This window comes from Streptomyces deccanensis, from assembly GCF_022385335.1.
GTDB lineage: Bacteria > Actinomycetota > Actinomycetes > Streptomycetales > Streptomycetaceae > Streptomyces > Streptomyces deccanensis.
In genome coordinates this window covers 1,940,801-1,958,286 of record NZ_CP092431.1, presented here as the reverse complement: position 1 = coordinate 1,958,286, position 17,486 = coordinate 1,940,801, and the positions used below count along the sequence as shown (strand labels likewise).

At 71.5% G+C, this 17,486-nt stretch carries 12 protein-coding genes and 1 tRNA gene; 8 read left to right on the top strand and 5 right to left on the bottom strand.

Annotated features, from left to right (window positions below):
• The first annotated feature begins 11 nt into the window (after nt 1-11).
• Together L3078_RS08710 and L3078_RS08705 are read left to right on the top strand one after the other, a co-directional pair.
• Nucleotides 12-638 carry a hypothetical protein gene (locus L3078_RS08710; protein ID WP_239752485.1) on the top strand — a complete coding sequence of 209 codons (627 nt, stop codon included), beginning with the start codon at nt 12-14 and terminating at the stop codon, nt 636-638.
• A gap of 110 nt (nt 639-748) precedes the next feature.
• Nucleotides 749-3,496 carry an exo-rhamnogalacturonan lyase family protein gene (locus L3078_RS08705; RefSeq protein WP_239752484.1) on the top strand — a complete coding sequence of 916 codons (2,748 nt, stop codon included), beginning with the start codon at nt 749-751 and terminating at the stop codon, nt 3,494-3,496.
• A gap of 115 nt (nt 3,497-3,611) precedes the next feature.
• Here the strand turns inward: L3078_RS08705 and L3078_RS08700 are convergent, their stop codons facing one another.
• Nucleotides 3,612-6,104, bottom strand: coding sequence for an SCO7613 C-terminal domain-containing membrane protein (locus L3078_RS08700; RefSeq protein WP_239752483.1), 2,493 nt, complete (start codon nt 6,102-6,104; stop codon nt 3,612-3,614).
• A 102-nt stretch (nt 6,105-6,206) separates the two neighbouring features.
• On the opposite strand from L3078_RS08700, the gene L3078_RS08695 reads away from it, so the two are divergent.
• Both L3078_RS08695 and L3078_RS08690 read left to right on the top strand, forming a co-directional pair.
• On the top strand, nt 6,207-6,665 hold the full coding sequence (locus tag L3078_RS08695) for an SRPBCC family protein (RefSeq protein ID WP_239752482.1): 459 nt from the start codon (nt 6,207-6,209) through the stop codon (nt 6,663-6,665).
• Nucleotides 6,666-6,704: 39 nt separating this feature from the next.
• Nucleotides 6,705-6,776 (top strand) — tRNA-Val (locus L3078_RS08690).
• A gap of 39 nt (nt 6,777-6,815) precedes the next feature.
• On the opposite strand, the gene L3078_RS08685 is transcribed toward L3078_RS08690, so the two are convergent.
• Nucleotides 6,816-7,544, bottom strand: coding sequence for a 3'-5' exonuclease (locus L3078_RS08685; RefSeq protein WP_239752481.1), 729 nt, complete (start codon nt 7,542-7,544; stop codon nt 6,816-6,818).
• A gap of 168 nt (nt 7,545-7,712) precedes the next feature.
• Between L3078_RS08685 and L3078_RS08680 the strand changes: the two genes are divergently transcribed.
• From L3078_RS08680 to thrS, 3 genes are all read left to right on the top strand, one after another.
• Nucleotides 7,713-8,279 (top strand): DUF4365 domain-containing protein, encoded by a 567-nt coding sequence (locus tag L3078_RS08680; protein WP_239752480.1) that lies wholly within the window; start codon nt 7,713-7,715, stop codon nt 8,277-8,279.
• Between the two features lie 44 nt (nt 8,280-8,323).
• Complete coding sequence (locus L3078_RS08675; RefSeq protein ID WP_420864164.1) at nt 8,324-9,553, top strand: hypothetical protein; 1,230 nt, start codon at nt 8,324-8,326, stop codon at nt 9,551-9,553.
• A gap of 105 nt (nt 9,554-9,658) precedes the next feature.
• A complete protein-coding gene (gene thrS / locus L3078_RS08670) occupies nt 9,659-11,635 on the top strand; it encodes a threonine--tRNA ligase (protein ID WP_239752478.1) in 1,977 nt (658 codons plus the stop codon).
• A gap of 41 nt (nt 11,636-11,676) precedes the next feature.
• Here the strand turns inward: thrS and L3078_RS08665 are convergent, their stop codons facing one another.
• Nucleotides 11,677-12,333, bottom strand: coding sequence for a potassium channel family protein (locus L3078_RS08665; protein ID WP_239752477.1), 657 nt, complete (start codon nt 12,331-12,333; stop codon nt 11,677-11,679).
• 67 nt (nt 12,334-12,400) lie between these two features.
• On the opposite strand from L3078_RS08665, the gene L3078_RS08660 reads away from it, so the two are divergent.
• Entirely contained in the window at nt 12,401-12,961 is a 561-nt protein-coding gene (locus L3078_RS08660; protein ID WP_239752476.1) for an HIT family protein, read from the top strand.
• Nucleotides 12,962-13,180: 219 nt separating this feature from the next.
• On the opposite strand, the gene L3078_RS08655 is transcribed toward L3078_RS08660, so the two are convergent.
• The gene (locus L3078_RS08655) at nt 13,181-14,854 is read right to left on the bottom strand and encodes a hypothetical protein (RefSeq protein WP_239752475.1); all 1,674 of its coding nucleotides are present in this window, start codon (nt 14,852-14,854) and stop codon (nt 13,181-13,183) included.
• 260 nt (nt 14,855-15,114) lie between these two features.
• Nucleotides 15,115-17,313 carry an elongation factor G-like protein EF-G2 gene (locus tag L3078_RS08650; protein ID WP_239752474.1) on the bottom strand — a complete coding sequence of 733 codons (2,199 nt, stop codon included), beginning with the start codon at nt 17,311-17,313 and terminating at the stop codon, nt 15,115-15,117.
• Nucleotides 17,314-17,486: the final 173 nt, after the last annotated feature.

Sequence of the window (17,486 nt, the reverse complement as noted above, 5' to 3'; positions counted from 1 at the left end):
GGTGACCGACCATGGCCCTCCTCCGCACCCGCACCCCTGCCCACGACCGTGCGAAGCAGGCCCCACCCCGTGAGGAGTCCCTGCTCGCCGAACGGTTCGCGCTGTTCGCCGAGTGTCTGCTCACCGGGGTGTGGATCGCGCTGGCCTCGCTGCCGCTGGTGACCTACCCCGCCGCGTTCGCCGCGGGCTCCCGGCACCTGCGACGCCGTACGGCCCATGAGGGCGGCGGCTGGCGGGAGTTCCTGGCCGACTTTCGGGCGGCGGTGCGCGGCGGCTGGCTCGTCGGGCTCGCCGGATGGGGGGCGCTGGCGGCGGTCTGGGTGGATGTCCAGGCCGTGCGCGCCGGAGTCCCGGGCGGGCCGCTGGTCGGCGTGATCGGCGTCCTCGCGCTGATCGGCGCCGCCGTCGCCGGACTCCGCGCGGCGGCGGTCTGGCGACCCGGGGCCACCTGGCGGGCCCTGCTGGGCGCGGCCGGGAGGCGGACCGTGCTCGACCCCGCCGGATCCTTTCTCCTCGTCGGCGGACTGGCCGTGGTGGCCTGCTCCGCCTGGTTCGTCGCGCCGCTCGCGGTCCCCGTGCTCGGGGCCGTCGCGGCGGCGGCCGTCGCCGTGGAGGAGCGGTACCGGCGCCGCCGCTGACCGAAACCGCGATGCATCGCACCAGGTCGGCGCCTCCGGGGCGCCGCACCTCCCTCTGCCATGCCCCTGACTACCCGCACGCACGACTTCCCGTTCGGAAAGGAAAGGCCATGTCCCCCATCGACCGCAGGTCCCTTCTCAAGGCGGCCGCCGTCGCAGGAGCCGCAGCGCAGGTCAGCTGGGCCCTAGGGAGTTCGAACGCGCAGGCCGCGCCCAGAGCCGAGGCCGCGGAGGCCGAGCCGGTGACCCTCGACTGGCTGGAGGACGGCGGACTCGGCGCCGCTCCCGGCTCGACCGTGGGTGTGCCGTGGCCGAAGGGCGCCTACGAAAAAGAACAGTCGTTTTCCGTGACGGACGCGGACGGCAAGGACATCCCCGTCCAGTCCTGGCCGATCGGCTACTGGCCCGACGGCTCCGTGAAGTGGACCGCGCACGCGGTGGGCGCGGGCGCCGGCTCCGGCAAGCTCACCCTCGCCGCCGGCACGCCGACCGCCCCGGAGAAGAAGGTCACCGTCGACAAGAGCGGCGGCACCATCGACGTCTCGACCGGCGTGATCACCGCGAAGATCGGCAAGTCCGGTTCCACGCTGGTCAAGTCCGTGCGGCGCGGCTCCACCGAGATCGCCCACACCGGCCGTCTGGTGCTGCTGCGCCAGCCGGAGATCGAGGACGGCGACCAGGGCGAGGAGAAGTACGAGCGCTTCGAGAGCGTCATCGGTGAGGTCGAGGTCGAGCAGGAGGGCCCGGTCCGCGCGGTCGTCCGCATCGACGGCAAGCACCGCAAGGGAAGCCGCAGTTGGCTGCCCTTCTCGATCCGGCTCTACTTCTACGCGGGTGCCGAGTCGTTCCGCATGGTGCACACCATCACCTTCGACGGCACCCAGGAACCCGGTAAGGCCAGCGGCGACTTCATCCGCGGCATCGGCGTCCGCTTCAAGGTCCCGATGCGCGACGCCGCGTACGACCGCCACATCCGGATCGGCGGCGAGGGCACCGGTCTGCTGCGCGAGGCGGTCAAGGGCGTCACCGGACTGCGGCGCGACCCCGGGGCGGCCGTGCGCACCGCCCAGTTCGAGGGCAAGAAGCTGCCCGACCCCTCGACGTGGGACCAGCGGGTCACCAGCCGCCTGCAGTACATCCCCGAGTGGGGCGACTACACGCTCTCGCAGCTGTCCGCCGACGGCTTCGGGGTCCGCAAGCGCACCAAGAAGGGCCACGGCTGGATCCCGGCCGGCGGCGGCCGCAGGGCGAGCGGCTTCGGGTACGTCGGCGGCGCGTCCGGCGGGTTCGCCTTCGGCCTGCGGGACTTCTGGGAGAAGTTCCCCGCCCAGCTCGACATCCGCGACGCCCACACCGACACCGCCGAGGTCACCCTCTGGCTCTGGTCGCCCGAGGCGCAGCCCATGGACCTGCGCTTCTACCACGACGGCATGGGCCAGGACACCTATCCCGAGCAGCTCGAAGGCCTCAACATCACCTACGAGGACTACGAGCCCGGCTTCGGCACCCCGTACGGCATCGCCCGCACCAGCGAACTGCTCTTCTGGGCCCACGAATCCACGCCCGCCGCCGAGGACATGGCCAAGCAGGTCCGGGCCGTCCGCACGCCCGCGCAGCTCGCCGCCCCGCCCAAGCAGCTCATCAAGGCGGGTGTCTTCGGCAAGCTGTTCTCCGAGCCCGACCGGTCCACCGCCGCCAAGGCGAAGATCGAGGACCACCTCGACTTCCTCTTCACCTACTACAAGGACCAGGTGGAGATGCGCCGGTGGTACGGCTTCTGGGACTACGGCGACATCATGCACAGCTACGACCCCAGCCGTCACCAGTGGTGCTACGACGTCGGCGGCTACGCCTGGGACAACTCCGAGCTCTCGCCCGACCTGTGGCTGTGGTTCGCGTACATGCGCTCCGGCCGCGCCGACATCTTCCGCTTCGCCGAGGCCATGACCCGCCACACCGGCGAGGTCGACGTCTACCACCTCGGCAAGTGGGCGGGTCTCGGCACCCGCCACGGCGTCCAGCACTACGCCGACAGCGCCAAGCAGCAGCGGATCGCCAACACCACGTACCGCCGCTACTACTACTTCCTCACCGCCGACGAACGCGTCGGCGACCTCATGCACGCCAACGTCGACTCCGACGAGACGTTCCTCGTCCTCGACCCCATCCGCAAGATCCGCACCGAGCCCTACACGCCCGACCGCAACGCGCTGTCGATCGGCTTCGGCACCGACTGGTCCGGGCTGGTGTCGGCCTGGCTGACCGAGTGGGAGCGGCGCGGCCCCAAGTGGGAGAAGGCCAAGGCCCGCGTGCTGTCGACCATGGAGACGATCGCGGCCCAGCCCAACGGCTTCGTCCAGGGCACCGGGCTGTACGACCTGGACACCGGCAAGTTCGCCGTCGCCGACAAGCCCGTCGTCGGGGTCTCGCACCTGTCGGCGATGTTCGGCCTGGTCGAGATGTGCGCGGAACTCCTCGACCAGATCGACATGCCCAAGTTCAAGGAGGCGTGGCTCGACTACTGCCGCTACTTCAACGCGACCAAGGCGGAACAGGCCGCCCGCTACGGCTCCAACTTCGGGACGCTGCTGCTCTTCCAGGGCCACTCGCGCCAGGACGCGTACGCGGCCGTGCAGTTGAAGGACGACAAGCTCGCGGCCCGTGCGTGGCGGCAGTTCTACAACAGCGCCGACACCTGGGACTACAAGGAGTCGACCGACTGGTCCACGAAGAAGATCGAGGGGCCGACGGCGCTCGTACCGGGCAGCGAGGCGGCGTGGGTGTCGACCAACGCGACGGCGCTGTACGGGTTGGCGGCGATCCAGAACCTGGCGTTGGTCGGCGACAAGATGCCGTAGCGCTCCGCTGGGGGAGCCGGGGGGTGGGGTGCCTGGGCTGGGTGGGGAACTGCGGGATCGTCGGGGCTGATCGCGCAGTTCCCCGCGCCCCTTACGGGGGCGCTCCTCAGGAGGTTCATGTGAGTTTTCCTAGCGCCTCCCGCACTCGGCGTGCGTCGCGCAGGCGTTGTTCGTAGGTGGCACCCGCCGCGAGCAGGGCCAGACCGGCGAGTGCGGGAGGTACCCAACGGGGGAGGGCGTCCACGACCTGGGCGATGTAGGGGGCCAGTTCGTGCAGGGCGACCAGGGCGAGGGTGGCGCCGCCGAGGAGCAGCGGGGCCTGGAGGCGGTGGCGGGCGCCCAGCAGGGTGACGGCCAGGGCGGCGCTGCCCAGCAGGAGCGGGCGGAGCCAATGGGTGTCGGCCCAGGCGGCGACGAGGCTCGGGACGAGGGTGACGGCGAGTCCCGGCCCGTACGCCGTCCAGGACGAGGCCGTACGGTCCCCGCGCCGGCGCAGATGGCCGACGAGCAGGGCGGGGAGGGTCACCGGCAGGGTGTACGCCTCCGGTGAGCCGACCTCCCAGACGGCCAGCCGTACCCAGGACGCCGTCACGAAGAGCGCGGCGGCCAGATAGGTGAGGTGACGGCGGTCCGGGCGTACGGCTCGGCCCGTGACGATCACTCCGCAGAGCGCGAGGGTCAGGGCGAGCAGCGGCGGGTGCGTGGCCGAGAGAGCGATGGCCAGGAGGCCGGCGGCGGCGCCGGTCGCCTCGACCGGGATCGTCATGGGCGAGTCCGCGAGGCGTGCCGCGACCAGGGCCGCGATCGCCGGGACGGTCAGGACGAGCAGGGCGGTGTGCTGCGGCTGCCAGCCGACGGACGCGCCGATCGCGCAGCTCAGGGCCGTGGCATGGACGAGGGAGGCGGGCGCGGCCAGGGCACCGAGGTCGGTGCGCCAGGCCGCCGCCGCGAACAGGACGGTCGAGGTCGCGAGGGCGATCAGGGTCGCGGGTTCGGTGGCCAGGGAGTGGAGGACCAGGCTCACCGAGGTGACCAGGGCCAGGAGGGTGCCGGCGAGCGGCAGCGGCGACCGAAGACCATCGGACACTGTGGATGCCGTGGATGCCACGGATTCCGTGGGGACCGTGGACGGCTGAGGCTGCTCGGGGGCCGCCGACCGTGCCAGGCCGGCGAAGGCCAGCGTGGCCACCAGCAGTACGCCCTGAGTCACCAGCCCCGCCGCGTACGGCAGTTCCAGGACCGCCGGAAGGACCAGGACCGTCGCCCAGGCGAGGACCGAGGCGCCGACCAGGGCCGGGGTCCGCCACGGGGTGGTGCGTCCGGTCAGGGCCAGTACCCCGGCGACGGCGGCGAGCACGAGGGGGACGGTCGCCGTGTTCGGGGGCCACGGAGCGTCGAACGTCACGGCCGCGCGGGCGTCCGAGGGCGGGCCGGACCAGATCCGCTCCAGCAGACCGACGGGCCCCAGCAGCGCGATCGCCACCGCCGGCACCGTGGTCGCCAGCGCGAAGCCCTGGACGACGGCGGAGGCGTGGACGAGACCACGCCGTACGGGCTCGGGGGCCTGTGCCCGTACGGCTGTCAACAGGGCAATCCCGCAGAGGAGATGGGCCGGGACCGTCCACACCTCGGGCAGCACCGCGCGGGCCAGGCCACCGAGTCCCGCCACCGCGACGAGCCCGCTGGTGAGGGCGGTGCCGAGCGCCAGGGCGGGCTTCGGGGCGAGCCAGGCGGTCGTGAGGGCGATCGCCGCCGCGAGGGCGAGGAGCGCCGCCGCACGGGCGGCGGCGCTCGGGCCGGCGGCGGCCCACGAGAGCCACCCGGCCGCCAATACACCCCAGGCGCCCCAGCCGCACGCGCCGACCACGGCGACGATCCGTACCGGCTTGAGGGGCGCCCGGAGCGCGATCGCGGTGTCGGCGGCCGCTGTCACCAGCAGCACCGCCGTGACCGTCTCCACGCTCGCGTCTACCGCGAACGACCAGAGGAGGAGCGGGAGTTGAGCGGCGACCAAGGCCAGCGGGAGCGGCAGACCCAGGGCGGTGCGGGGCGCCGTCGAGCCGGACCCCGCCACCCCGGTCGGCAGCGCGGCGAGGCCCAGCCCGTACGCCGTCCACACCGTCGCGAGCACCGCCGCCGCGACCGCCGCGTATCCCGTGCCGTCCGCGCCCGTGAACGCGACCTCGTGCAGGGCGTAGGCGTCCAGGACGGTCAGGGCGAGGCCCAGGCCGGCCACCGCCTCGGCCGTCGAACGCAGGCCGCGCCGGAGGAGGAGTACGGGAGCGCCGAGCGCGGCCACCGTCACGGCGCCGAGCACCAGCGCCCGGCCCGCGATGCCCAGGTGCCCCCAGCTGACCAGCGTGAACGCGATCGCCGCGACGGTCAGCAGGACACCCCCGAGGACCAGCAGCACGTTCTGGACGCGAGGCGCCGACGCCTCGGGGCGCCGTACGGGCGGCGCGGCGGACGTGGGCCCGGGCGCGGCGGCGTACAGGGCGTTGACCAGCCACGCGCGGCGGCTCAGCAGGAAGGCGCGGCGGGCGTCGAGGTGCCGCAGTTCGGCGTCGAGGACCCGCAACTCCTCGGCAGGGGACGGAAAGGACGTCATGCACCGGAGTGTGGCCCGCGTCACGGCGTACGACATGAGCGCGGATACTCAGGACGTACTCACTTCCCGTGTGAACCGGCCCTGTGCAGGCAGAATCCGACCATGGACTGGTGCCACTACCGCTTCCGCAGCCACTGGAACCTGCCCGCCCGCCCCACGGCTGTGTACGACGTGCTCCAGCGCGTAGACGACTACCCGCACTGGTGGCCGCAGGTCCGCGAGGTGACCCGGATCGACGACACCACCGGCACCGTCCGGATCCGTTCGGTCCTCCCGTACGACCTCGCCTTCACCGCGCGGGAGGTACGGCGCGACCGGGCGGCCGGCGTCCTGGAGATCGAGATGGCCGGTGACGTGGACGGCTGGGCCCGCTGGACGCTCACCGCCGACGGGACCGGCACGCTCGCCCGTTACGACCAGGAGGTCGACGTCTCCAAGCCCCTGCTGCGACAGCTCGCCGTACCGGGCCGGCCCGTGTTCCGCGCCAACCACGCGCTGATGATGCGGGCGGGACGACGAGGGCTCCTCGCGTATCTCGCGGCAGCCGGGGAAGCGGTTTGAACCAGACCCGCCGGGACCTGTATTGTTCACTCCGTTCCCGGGCGATTAGCTCAGTGGGAGAGCGCTTCGTTCACACCGAAGAGGTCACTGGTTCGAACCCAGTATCGCCCACCGGGAAAAGGCCGGTCCGCAGCTGCGGACCGGCCTTTCTCATGCCGCGGCGGCCGGCAGATCCGGGCGCAACGGCCACGCCGGGTCCACCGCTTCCTCCGTGCCGCTGCGGGCGAACCAGGCCTGCAGACCGCGCGCCTGGGCCGCGTGCCACACGGCCTGCAACGTGTGCAGTTCGGCGGGGGAGAGGCGGGCGAGGCGGGTCGCGAAACGGTGGCCCACCGCCCGGACGACGTCCATCGCGGCCTGCGCGTCGGCCGCCGCGTCGTGCGCGCCGTCCAGGGACACCTCGTAGTGCGCGCACAGATCGGTGAGCGTGCGCCGACCCTTGCGGTAGCGGTCCAGGTGTTTGTCCAGGACCCGCGGATCGAGGACCCGCAACGGTGTCGTCTCGAACCAGCGGTCCAGCGACGAGGCGCGGTGCCGTCGCAACTCCCGGTCCAGCAGGGTCAGATCGAACGGCGCGTTCATCACCACCAGCGGACGGCCCCGCACCGCCTGCTCGGCCAGCGCCCTGGCTATCTCCTCCATCACCGGCGCCGGCCACCGGCCGTCGCGCTGCAACTGCTCGTCCGTCAGCCCGTGCACCGCCGTCGCCGCGGCGGGCACCGGCACGCCCGGGTTCACCAGCCACCGGGTCACCCGGGGGCGGGTACCGGGCGCGTCCTGGACGACGACGGCGGCCGACACGATCCGGTCGGTCTCGACGTCCACGCCCGTGGTCTCCGTGTCGAACGCCGCCAAGGGTCCCTCGTACCAACACGTCATGTGTCCACAACTCCTCGTTCACCCACGGCAGCTGACGTCCCGTCTTCTGCCAGTTTGGTGATACCCGGGCTGTTTGCGCCGTACGCCGGACGGAGACAACAGAAGTACGGGTCTGCGCAGTTCAGGGGCCCGGCACGGGGAAACACCTGTAGGGGAAGGCTGTTGGTCATGGCCATAACGCAGCCCGAGCGGGGCGGGCTGCTGCCCGAGCACGCGGCACCGCTCCGCGGCTCCCTCGCCATCACCGCCTGCATGGAGACCCTGCAGGTGGGCTATCTGCACGCCGTGGCGGCCGCCGCCGGCTGCTCCCTCTCCCAGCCCTTTCCGGACAACGGCATCGACTGGCACGTCAGTCACGGCTCGCCCGGCCACACCGTCGACGACGAGGTCACCATCAAGGTGCAGCTCAAGGCCACCTACCAGCTCGCGCCGAACCCCCCGGGCCGCTCCTTCTCCTTCACCCTCGACAACGACCACCTGGCGAAGCTCGCCCGCACCCCCGTCTCGGTGCACAAGATCCTCGTCGTGATGATCGTCCCCCGGTCGCAGGAGCAGTGGCTGCGGGCCGGCCACGACCGGCTCGACCTGCGGCACTGCTGCTACTGGACCAACCTCGCCGGACACCCGATCACCGGTCGGCGCCGCACCACCGTGCGCGTCCCGACCTCGCGCATCTTCGACGACCGAGCGCTCTGCGAGATCATGACGCGGGTCGGAACGGGAGGCAGACCGTGACCCACGGCCCCATCGACGACACCCCACGCCCGCGGACCGCGGGCGTGTCCGCGCGCCGCCCCATCAACCAGCCCGCGGGTCCCGCGCGGCCCCACCCCGTCGAACCCACCTGGACCCAGCCGCCCGACCCCGCACAGGTGGACCCCGCCGTGCTGGGCGCCCTGCTGCGACGGCACGGATGGCAGCGGCGCGGCGGAGCCGCCGGGCGGTACGGGCGCTGGACCCCGCCCGAGCCGGCCGGACGGGCCATGAGCCTGCTCGTACCGGAGAACCGGGCCTTCCCCGACAGCGACGACCTGCTCGGCGAGGCGCTCACGGCACTGTCCCGCAGCGGTTCGCCCGCCGCGCGGGACGTCCTGATCGCCCTCACCCTGCCCAGCGACGAGATCCACTGGTGGCGCGACGTCCCCACCGGCCCCCTCGGCACCGCCTCCTGGGTCGTCGAGGACCAACTGCGCTCCGCCGCCCGTCAGATGCTCCTCGCGGCGGCCCTGGCCACCCGCGCCCGCGCCGGCTACCACGGAGCCCGGCACCGCCTGCCCGCCGCCGCCTCGCTCGACGGCGTCCTCGTCGGTGCGGCCCCCGGCGGCCGCCGACTGACCGCCTTCGTCCCCGTCGCCACCGGCCGCCCCCTGGCCTTACGGCTCCACCAGGCGCTGTACGCCGCCCGCGAGGCCATCGACTACCAGCGCGCCACCGGCGGCATGGACGCCTTCGACGGCGCCGTCGAGGCCGGGGTCAGTCACGAGCTGACCGAGGCCCTCGTCGCCCTGGTCCGCGGCACCGAGGGCGCCCGCGTCGCCGTCGACTGGGCGCCCGCCGCCGGGGTCCCCGAGGGCGGTGCGACACGGGCCGACCCCGTCGAGTTCTCCCCGGGCGACCTGCCCGTGCTGCGCGAGGCCGGGGCCCGCTACCTCCGCGCCGAACCCCCGATGCCGGTGCGGATCACCGGGGCCGTGGTGCGGATGCGCCGGTCGGCGGCGCGCGGCGAGGGCACGATACGGCTGCGGGTCATCGCCGGCGCCGAGGTCCCGCACGTCCGGATGACCCTGGACGAGGAGTCCTACCGGATCGCCGGCCAGGCCCACCTCGTCGGTCTGCCCGTCCGGGTGCAGGGCAGGCTGGAGAGCCGGGGCGGCTTCCGGCGGTTGACCGACGCCGACGGCATCGCCCCCGTGCAGGTCGACGAGGCCGAACGGGACCGGCTGATGAAGTCGCTCCAGGAGACCGCGGAGATCACGGCCTTCTTCGAAGAGGCGTGCGGAGGGGACTGACCACGTCCGCCCTTAACCGTTTCGCAGAGGGCACCCCCGGCTCGGTACGATTCGGGGACCACCTCCGAAAATCCGGAGGTGGTCCCCTTCAGTCAGGAGAGACCGGTGTCCGACGTCCGTGTGATCATCCAACGCGATTCCGAGCGGGAAGAGCGCGTGGTGACGACGGGCACTACGGCCGCCGACCTCTTCGCCGGCGAGCGCACCGTCGTCGCGGCCCGCGTGGCCGGTGAGCTGAAGGACCTCGCGTACGAGGTGAAGGACGGCGAGACCGTCGAGGCCGTGGAGATCTCCTCCGAGGACGGCCTCAACATCCTGCGCCACTCCACCGCGCACGTCATGGCCCAGGCCGTGCAGGAACTGTTCCCCGAGGCGAAGCTGGGCATCGGCCCGCCGGTCCGGGACGGGTTCTACTACGACTTCGACGTGGAGAAGCCGTTCACGCCCGAGGATCTCAAGGCCATCGAGAAGAAGATGCAGGAGATCCAGAAGCGCGGCCAGCGCTTCTCCCGCCGCGTCGTCACCGACGAGGCGGCCCGTGAGGAGCTGGCGAACGAGCCGTACAAGCTGGAGCTGATCGGCCTCAAGGGCTCGGCCTCCTCCGACGACGGCGCGGACGTCGAGGTCGGCGCCGGCGAGCTGACGATCTACGACAACCTGGACGCCAAGACCGGTGACCTGTGCTGGAAGGACCTCTGTCGCGGTCCCCACCTGCCCACCACCCGCAACATCCCGGCGTTCAAGCTGATGCGCAACGCCGCCGCGTACTGGCGCGGCAGCGAGAAGAACCCGATGCTCCAGCGCATCTACGGCACCGCCTGGCCCTCCAAGGAGGAGCTGAAGGCCCACCTCGACTTCCTCGCCGAGGCCGAGAAGCGCGACCACCGCAAGCTGGGCAACGAACTCGACCTGTTCTCCATCCCGGACGAGATCGGCTCCGGCCTCGCCGTCTTCCACCCCAAGGGCGGCATCATCCGCCGGGTCATGGAGGACTACTCGCGCCGTCGGCACGAGGAGGAGGGCTACGAGTTCGTCTACACCCCGCACGCCACGAAGGGGAAGCTCTTCGAGGTCTCGGGCCACCTGGACTGGTACGCCGACGGCATGTACCCGCCCATGCAGCTCGACGAGGGCGTGGACTACTACCTCAAGCCCATGAACTGCCCGATGCACAACCTGATCTTCGACGCGCGCGGCCGCTCCTACCGCGAACTGCCGCTGCGCCTCTTCGAGTTCGGGACGGTGTACCGGTACGAGAAGTCCGGCGTCGTGCACGGCCTGACCCGCGCCCGCGGCTTCACCCAGGACGACGCGCACATCTACTGCACCCGCGAGCAGATGGCGGACGAGCTCGACAAGACGCTCACCTTCGTCCTCAACCTGCTGCGTGACTACGGCCTGACCGACTTCTACCTGGAGCTGTCCACCAAGGACCCGGAGAAGTTCGTCGGCTCCGACGAGGCGTGGGAGGAGGCGACCGAGACGCTTCGCCAGGTCGCCGAGAAGCAGGGCCTCCCGCTGGTCCCGGACCCGGGTGGCGCCGCGTTCTACGGGCCGAAGATCTCCGTGCAGGCCAAGGACGCGATCGGCCGTACCTGGCAGATGTCCACGGTCCAGCTCGACTTCAACCTGCCGGAGCGCTTCGACCTGGAGTACACCGGCCCGGACGGCTCCAAGCAGCGCCCGGTCATGATCCACCGCGCGCTGTTCGGCTCGATCGAGCGGTTCTTCGCCGTGCTCCTGGAGCACTACGCGGGCGCGTTCCCGGCCTGGCTGGCGCCTGTCCAGGCGGTCGGCATCCCGATCGGCGACGCGCACGTGGAGTACCTGCAGAAGTTCGCCGGCGAGGCGAAGAAGCAGGGCCTCCGCGTCGATGTCGACGCCTCCTCCGACCGTATGCAGAAGAAGATCCGCAACGCTCAGAAGGCGAAGGTGCCCTTCATGGTCATCGCGGGCGACGAGGACATGGCGGCCGGTGCCGTCTCCTTCCGCTACCGCGACGGCTCGCAGGAGAACGGCATCCCCGTCGAGGAGGCCATCGCGAAGATCGCGCAGGTCGTGGCGGACCGCGTCCAGATCTGAGGCGTACCCGTACCGAGGTGAGGGCGAGGCCCCCGGAGAGTTCAGCTCTCCGGGGGCCTCTGCTCGTCCTCCCGTGCGAACACCTGGAGCAGCCACGACCCGAACGACCCTGTCACCGTGCCGAGCAGGGCGAGACCGCAGGCCATGAGGAACACGGCGATCGTCCGGCCCAACGGGGTCACCGGGGTGACGTCCCCGTAGCCGACCGTGGCGAGCGTCGCGCAGGTCCACCACACGGAGTCCCCGAACGTCACGATCGTCGCGTCCGGTGCCGCGTGTTCCTGCTGGTAGACGGCGAGGGCGCCGGTGAAGCCGAGCAGGGTCACGGACAGGCCCGCGTAGACGGCCACGCGGGCGTGCAGGGAGAGTCGGGGACGCTCGTGCCGGCGCTGCACGGCGTCGTGGATCTGCACCACGCGCAGGGGCCGCAGCAGGGGCAGCACGAGTACGACGGTGTCCAGCCAGTGGACGCGGACGAACTTCGGGCCCAGGCCGCTCAGCCTCCAGCGCACCGCGTAGTCGATGACGAAGATCGCCCAGCACGCCATGGTCACCGCGAGACAGAGGTCGAGCCAGACCTGGGGGAGATCGTGGGCCAGTACCCGCACCGCGTACGACGCGAGGAAGAGGGCCGACGCCCCGGCGAGGACGCGTCCCGTACGGCGTTCCCAGCGGAGCGCGAGGCTGTCGTGGTCCATCGCCTCAGCTTGGCCTCGCCCGTCCCGCGCCGGTACCCGGCGACACGCCGCGAACGGGCGAAGCCATATGCTGCACTGCATGACGAGTGAGCCGGAGCAGCAGATCGGAGTGGGGACGCAGGACGCGTTCCAGCGCCTGTGGACGCCTCATCGGATGGCGTACATCCAGGGCGAGAACAAGCCGACCGGTCCTGGGGCCGACGACGGCTGTCCGTTCTGCTCGATCCCGGCCAAATCGGACGAGGACGGCCTGATCATCAGGCGCGGGGAGCACGTCTACGCGGTGCTCAACCTCTACCCGTACAACGGCGGCCACCTCATGGTCGTGCCCTACCGCCACGTCGCGGACTACACGGACCTCACCGGGCCGGAGACCACCGAGCTGGCCGAGCTGACCAAGCAGGCGATGACCGCCCTGCGCACCGCCTCCGGCGCGCACGGCTTCAACATCGGCATGAACCAGGGCTCGGTCGCCGGGGCGGGCATCGCCGCCCACCTCCACCAGCACATCGTTCCGCGCTGGGGCGGCGACACCAACTTCATGCCGGTCGTCGGCCACACGAGGATTCTGCCGCAGCTCCTGGCCGACACGAGGAAGATGCTCGCGGAGGCGTGGCCGGCGGCGTAGCCACGGGTTCACTGGTTCTTCGTCCGCGGCCCGGTGGGGGCTGATCGCGCAGTTCCCCGCGCCCCTGAAGGTGCCTTCGGCCCTTCACCAAAAAGCACGGGGCGCAGCCCCTGCTTTTTGAGGGGCGCGGGGAACTGCGCGACCAGCCCCCACGCACCCGCAGACGAAAACGGGCCCCAACCCCCACGCACCCCCCGTCGGCCCAGGCCGCCGCAGCGCTCACGCGTCGTAGAGGTCCGCCTTCCGCGGCGTAGGATCCTGCACCGCCCCGCTGAGGAACCCGGCCCGCGAGCCGAACTTCTCGGTGTCGACGCCGTTCTCCTTGAGCACCTTGATCGCGGCGTTGTGCACCACGCGCAGCACCGGCGTGGCGGCGCGCAGCGCGTCGTCGGCCATGAAGCGGTGCCGCCAGGGCTGGTCGGCCCAGGCGTGCCGCAGGCCGAAGGGCTCGGGCAGGCCCATGGAACCGCCGAGCCAGTTGAGCAGCGGCGGGTACCAGGTCAGGGGGGCGCGCGCGGCGAGCCGTACGACCTCGTCGGCGTCGACGAGGGGGAGCTTGATCTTGCGTGTCTCCCAGAAGCGCAGCGACTTCTGGACTTCCTTCTCCTTCGCCGCGGGGCCGGTCGTGAAGAGGCCGTGCACCGGACCCAGGGCGTGCCCGGTCACCTCGATGCGGAGCGTCTGGTGCAGCACGGTGACCGTGACCAGCATGGTGATGATCAACTGCCCGTCCCAGAGGGTCCATTGGACCCCGAGGTAGTGGCGGTTGCCGCTGCCGAAGTGCTGCTTGTTGCAGATCTCCTGTATGGCGTGCGTCTTGTACTGGTAGGCGTCCACGTCCGTGCTGTCCGGGCGGGCCACCGCGCCGGCGCCCTCCCCGATGGGGCTCACGATCCAGTGCTTGATCGAAGGGGCCGTGAAACCACCGGTGTTGAGGGGGGTGCGCTCCAGCATGCGCAGTTGGTCGTGGATGGCCCGTATGACGTCCCAGCTGCGGAACGGGTGGATTTCCTTGCCCGCTTCGGCCGGCACGAGGTCCTCGGCGAGCTGCCAGCTGCCCCAGCGGGTGCCCATGCCGAGGATGCCCTTGGGGCCGGCGTAGAAGACGAGGTTGGAGCGCTGTTCGGCGCTGAGCCGGGCGAGCTCCTTGCGCAGCTGCTCGGCCTTGGTCTCGCCGGGGCTGCCGGGCACGGCCTCGGGGATCTTGGCGCCGATGCCGCCGCCCGCCAGCAGGCCGGCCCAGCGGTCCCGCAGATCCTGCGCGGCGCGTTCGCAGATCTGCTTGGCCCAGAACCAGCCGACCACCGGCAACACCACGCACGCACGCGCGTACCAGGCCCAGAAGCCGTCGAAGGGCATCTTGAGCAGGAAGATCACGGCGAGGGCGCCCACCGCGACCAGCAGGGTGGTGCCGAGGGCGCCCGCCCGCTTGTCCTCACGCTTGGCGACCGTCGTACGGATCTGGAAGACCAGCAGCCACAGCAGGAGCCCGGGAAGGAAGAGCAGGCCGCAGAGGACCATGATCGCCGAGAGCCAGTTGTCGCGTTCCCGCCGGATGTTGTTCGCCGCGAGGCAGTGCTCGACGACGACCTGCGGCTCCATGCCGAAGGACTGGATGAGCGGTTTGCGGCCCGCGCCGACCATCCGGTCCCGCACCGCCAGGGAGAAGGCCTCTCCGAGGTTCGGCCGGAAGATGGTCGCCCACTTGCGGCCCGGTTTGACGGTGGACTTGTGCCAGTCGTTGTTGGCCTTGAGGATCTCCGCGATGTCGTTGTCCCGGTAGGCCGCGGACGCCAGGGCGTACGTCGCCGCGGTCTGGCCCGCGGTGCCCGTCAGCGGCACCTGTGCCCCGGGAGTGAAATCGAAATTGTCCGCCACCGCCGCCGCCCCCATCGCCGCACACTCGCTCCTGCGGCTCTTCCCGACTTCCGTGCTCCGCACACCTGTTGATCAGGTCATAGCCTGATCTGGTCCTGATCGAGCCATACTTGTCGATCAGGTGATCAGCGTATCCGTAGCCGCGGACATGGCGCGGCGCCGGGAACGGACATTCACGGAACCCACCGGTGGACGGCCGTGGCCGTCCACCGGTGGGTCGCCGCTCTCCTCCGTGAGATCGTCGCTGTCCTCCGTCGTTCGTTCCCGGGCGCCGGTCAGTTGTCCTTGGCCTGTTCCCGGAGCTTCTCGGCGACATGGGACGGCATCGGCTCGTGCCGTGTGTACCGGCGGCCGAAGCGCGCGGTGCCGTGGGAGAGCGAGCGCAGATCGACGGCGTACCGGTCGATCTCGATCTCCGGCACCTCGGCCCGGACGAGGGTGCGTCCGCCGCCCGCCTGCTCGGTGCCGACGACCCGGCCGCGCCGGCCGGACAGATCGCTCATCACCGGTCCCACGTACGAGTCGCCGACCAGGACCGAGACCTCCGCGACCGGCTCCAGCAGGTGGATCTTCGCGTCGGCGGCGGCCTCCCGCAGCGCCAGCGCGCCCGCCGTCTGGAACGCGGCGTCCGAGGAGTCCACCGAGTGCGCCTTGCCGTCGCGCAGCGTGATCCGCACGTCGATGAGCGGATAGCCGGCCGCGACCCCCTTCGCGGCCTGCGCCCGTACGCCCTTCTCGACGGACGGGATGAACTGCCGGGGCACCGCGCCGCCGACGACCTTGTCGACAAACTCGATCCCGGAACCGCCGGGCAGCGGCTCCACCTCGATCTCGCAGATCGCGTACTGCCCGTGGCCGCCGGACTGCTTCACGTGCCGGCCCCGGCCCGCCGACCTGTCGGCGAACGTCTCCCGCAGGGAGACCCGGTGCGGTATGACGTCGACCTGGACGCCGTAGCGGCTGCGCAGCCGTTCCAGCGCCACGTCGGCGTGCGCCTCGCCCAGGCACCACAGGACCACCTGGTGGGTGTCCTGGTTCTGTTCGAGCCGCATCGTCGGGTCCTCGGCGACCAGTCGGGCGAGGCCCTGGGAGAGCTTGTCCTCGTCGGCCTTGCTGTGCGCCTGGATGGCGAGCGGCAGCAGCGGGTCGGGCATCTCCCACGGCTCCATGAGCAGCGGGTCGTCCTTGGCCGACAGGGTGTCCCCGGTCTCCGCGCGGTTCAGTTTCGCCACACACGCCAGGTCGCCCGCGATGCAGTGCGTGAGAGTGCGCTGCTGTTTGCCGAACGGGGTGGACAGGGCGCCGATCCGCTCGTCGACGTCGTGGTCCTCGTGCCCGCGGTCGGCCAGCCCGTGCCCGGACACGTGCACCGTCTCGTCGGGGTGCAGCGTCCCGGAGAAGACCCGTACCAGGGAGATCCGGCCCACGTAGGGGTCGCTGGCGGTCTTCACGACCTCGGCGACCAGCGGCCCGTCCGGGTCGCAGGCCGACGGGATCTCGCGGGGCCGTCCCTCGGGGGTGGTGACCGCGGGGGTCTCGCGCTCCAGGGGGGTGGGGAAGCCGCCGGTGACCAGTTCGAGGAGTTCGACCGTGCCCAGGCCCTGTTTGGCGCCGTCGGCCGCCGGGGCGGCGGCCAGCACGGGATGGAAGACCCCGCGCGTGACGGCCCGCTCCAGGTCGTCGATCAGCGTCTTGACGTCGATCTCCTCGCCGCCGAGATAGCGGTCCATGAGGGTCTCGTCCTCGCTCTCGGAGATGATCCCCTCGATGAGCCGGTTGCGGGCCTCCTCGATCGCCGGCAGTTGCTCGGCGCCCGGCTCGGACTCCTTGCGCTCGCCGGAGGAGTAGTCGAACAGCTTCCGCGTCAGCAGTCCCGTCAGCCCGGTGACGGGCGCGTGCCCGTCCGGACCCTGGGGGCCGTGCAGCGGCAGATAGAGCGGAAGGACGGCGTCGGGGTCGTCCCCGCCGAACGTCTCCGCGCAGATCCGGGTCATCTCCTCGAAGTTCGACCGCGCGGCCTCCAGGTGCGTGACCACGATCGCCCGCGGCATGCCGACCGCCGCGCACTCCTCCCACACCATGCGGGTCGAGCCGTCGACGCCGTCCGAGGCCGAGACGACGAAAAGGGCCGCGTCCGCCGCTCGCAGACCGGCCCTGAGTTCCCCGACGAAGTCGGCGTATCCGGGGGTGTCCAACAGATTGATCTTGTACCCGCCCCATTCGACGGGGACGAGCGAGAGCTGCACCGAGCGTTGCTGCCGGTGCTCGATCTCGTCGTAGTCGGAGACGGTGCCGCCGTCCTCCACACGGCCCGCCCGGTTCACCGCTCCCGCCGTCAGCGCGAGAGCCTCCACCAGAGTCGTCTTGCCCGAACCGGAGTGGCCGACCAGCACCACATTCCGTACGGACGCGGGGTGGTCGGCCGCCGTAGCCCTGCCGGCGGCTCCGGGATGTGCGTTCGCCTTGTCGCCCATGATCCTGCCTCCCGTGCACGGTGAGGTCACTGTGGGCGCGGACATACCGATCCACGTGCGGTGCGGCTCCGGTGACGCCCGCGGTGTCTTCGAGCTTTGCACTCGCGTCACGGTGCGTCCATACGAAGGACGTGATCGCTCCTCACGGCCCCGGTCCCGCCCGTGGGACACGG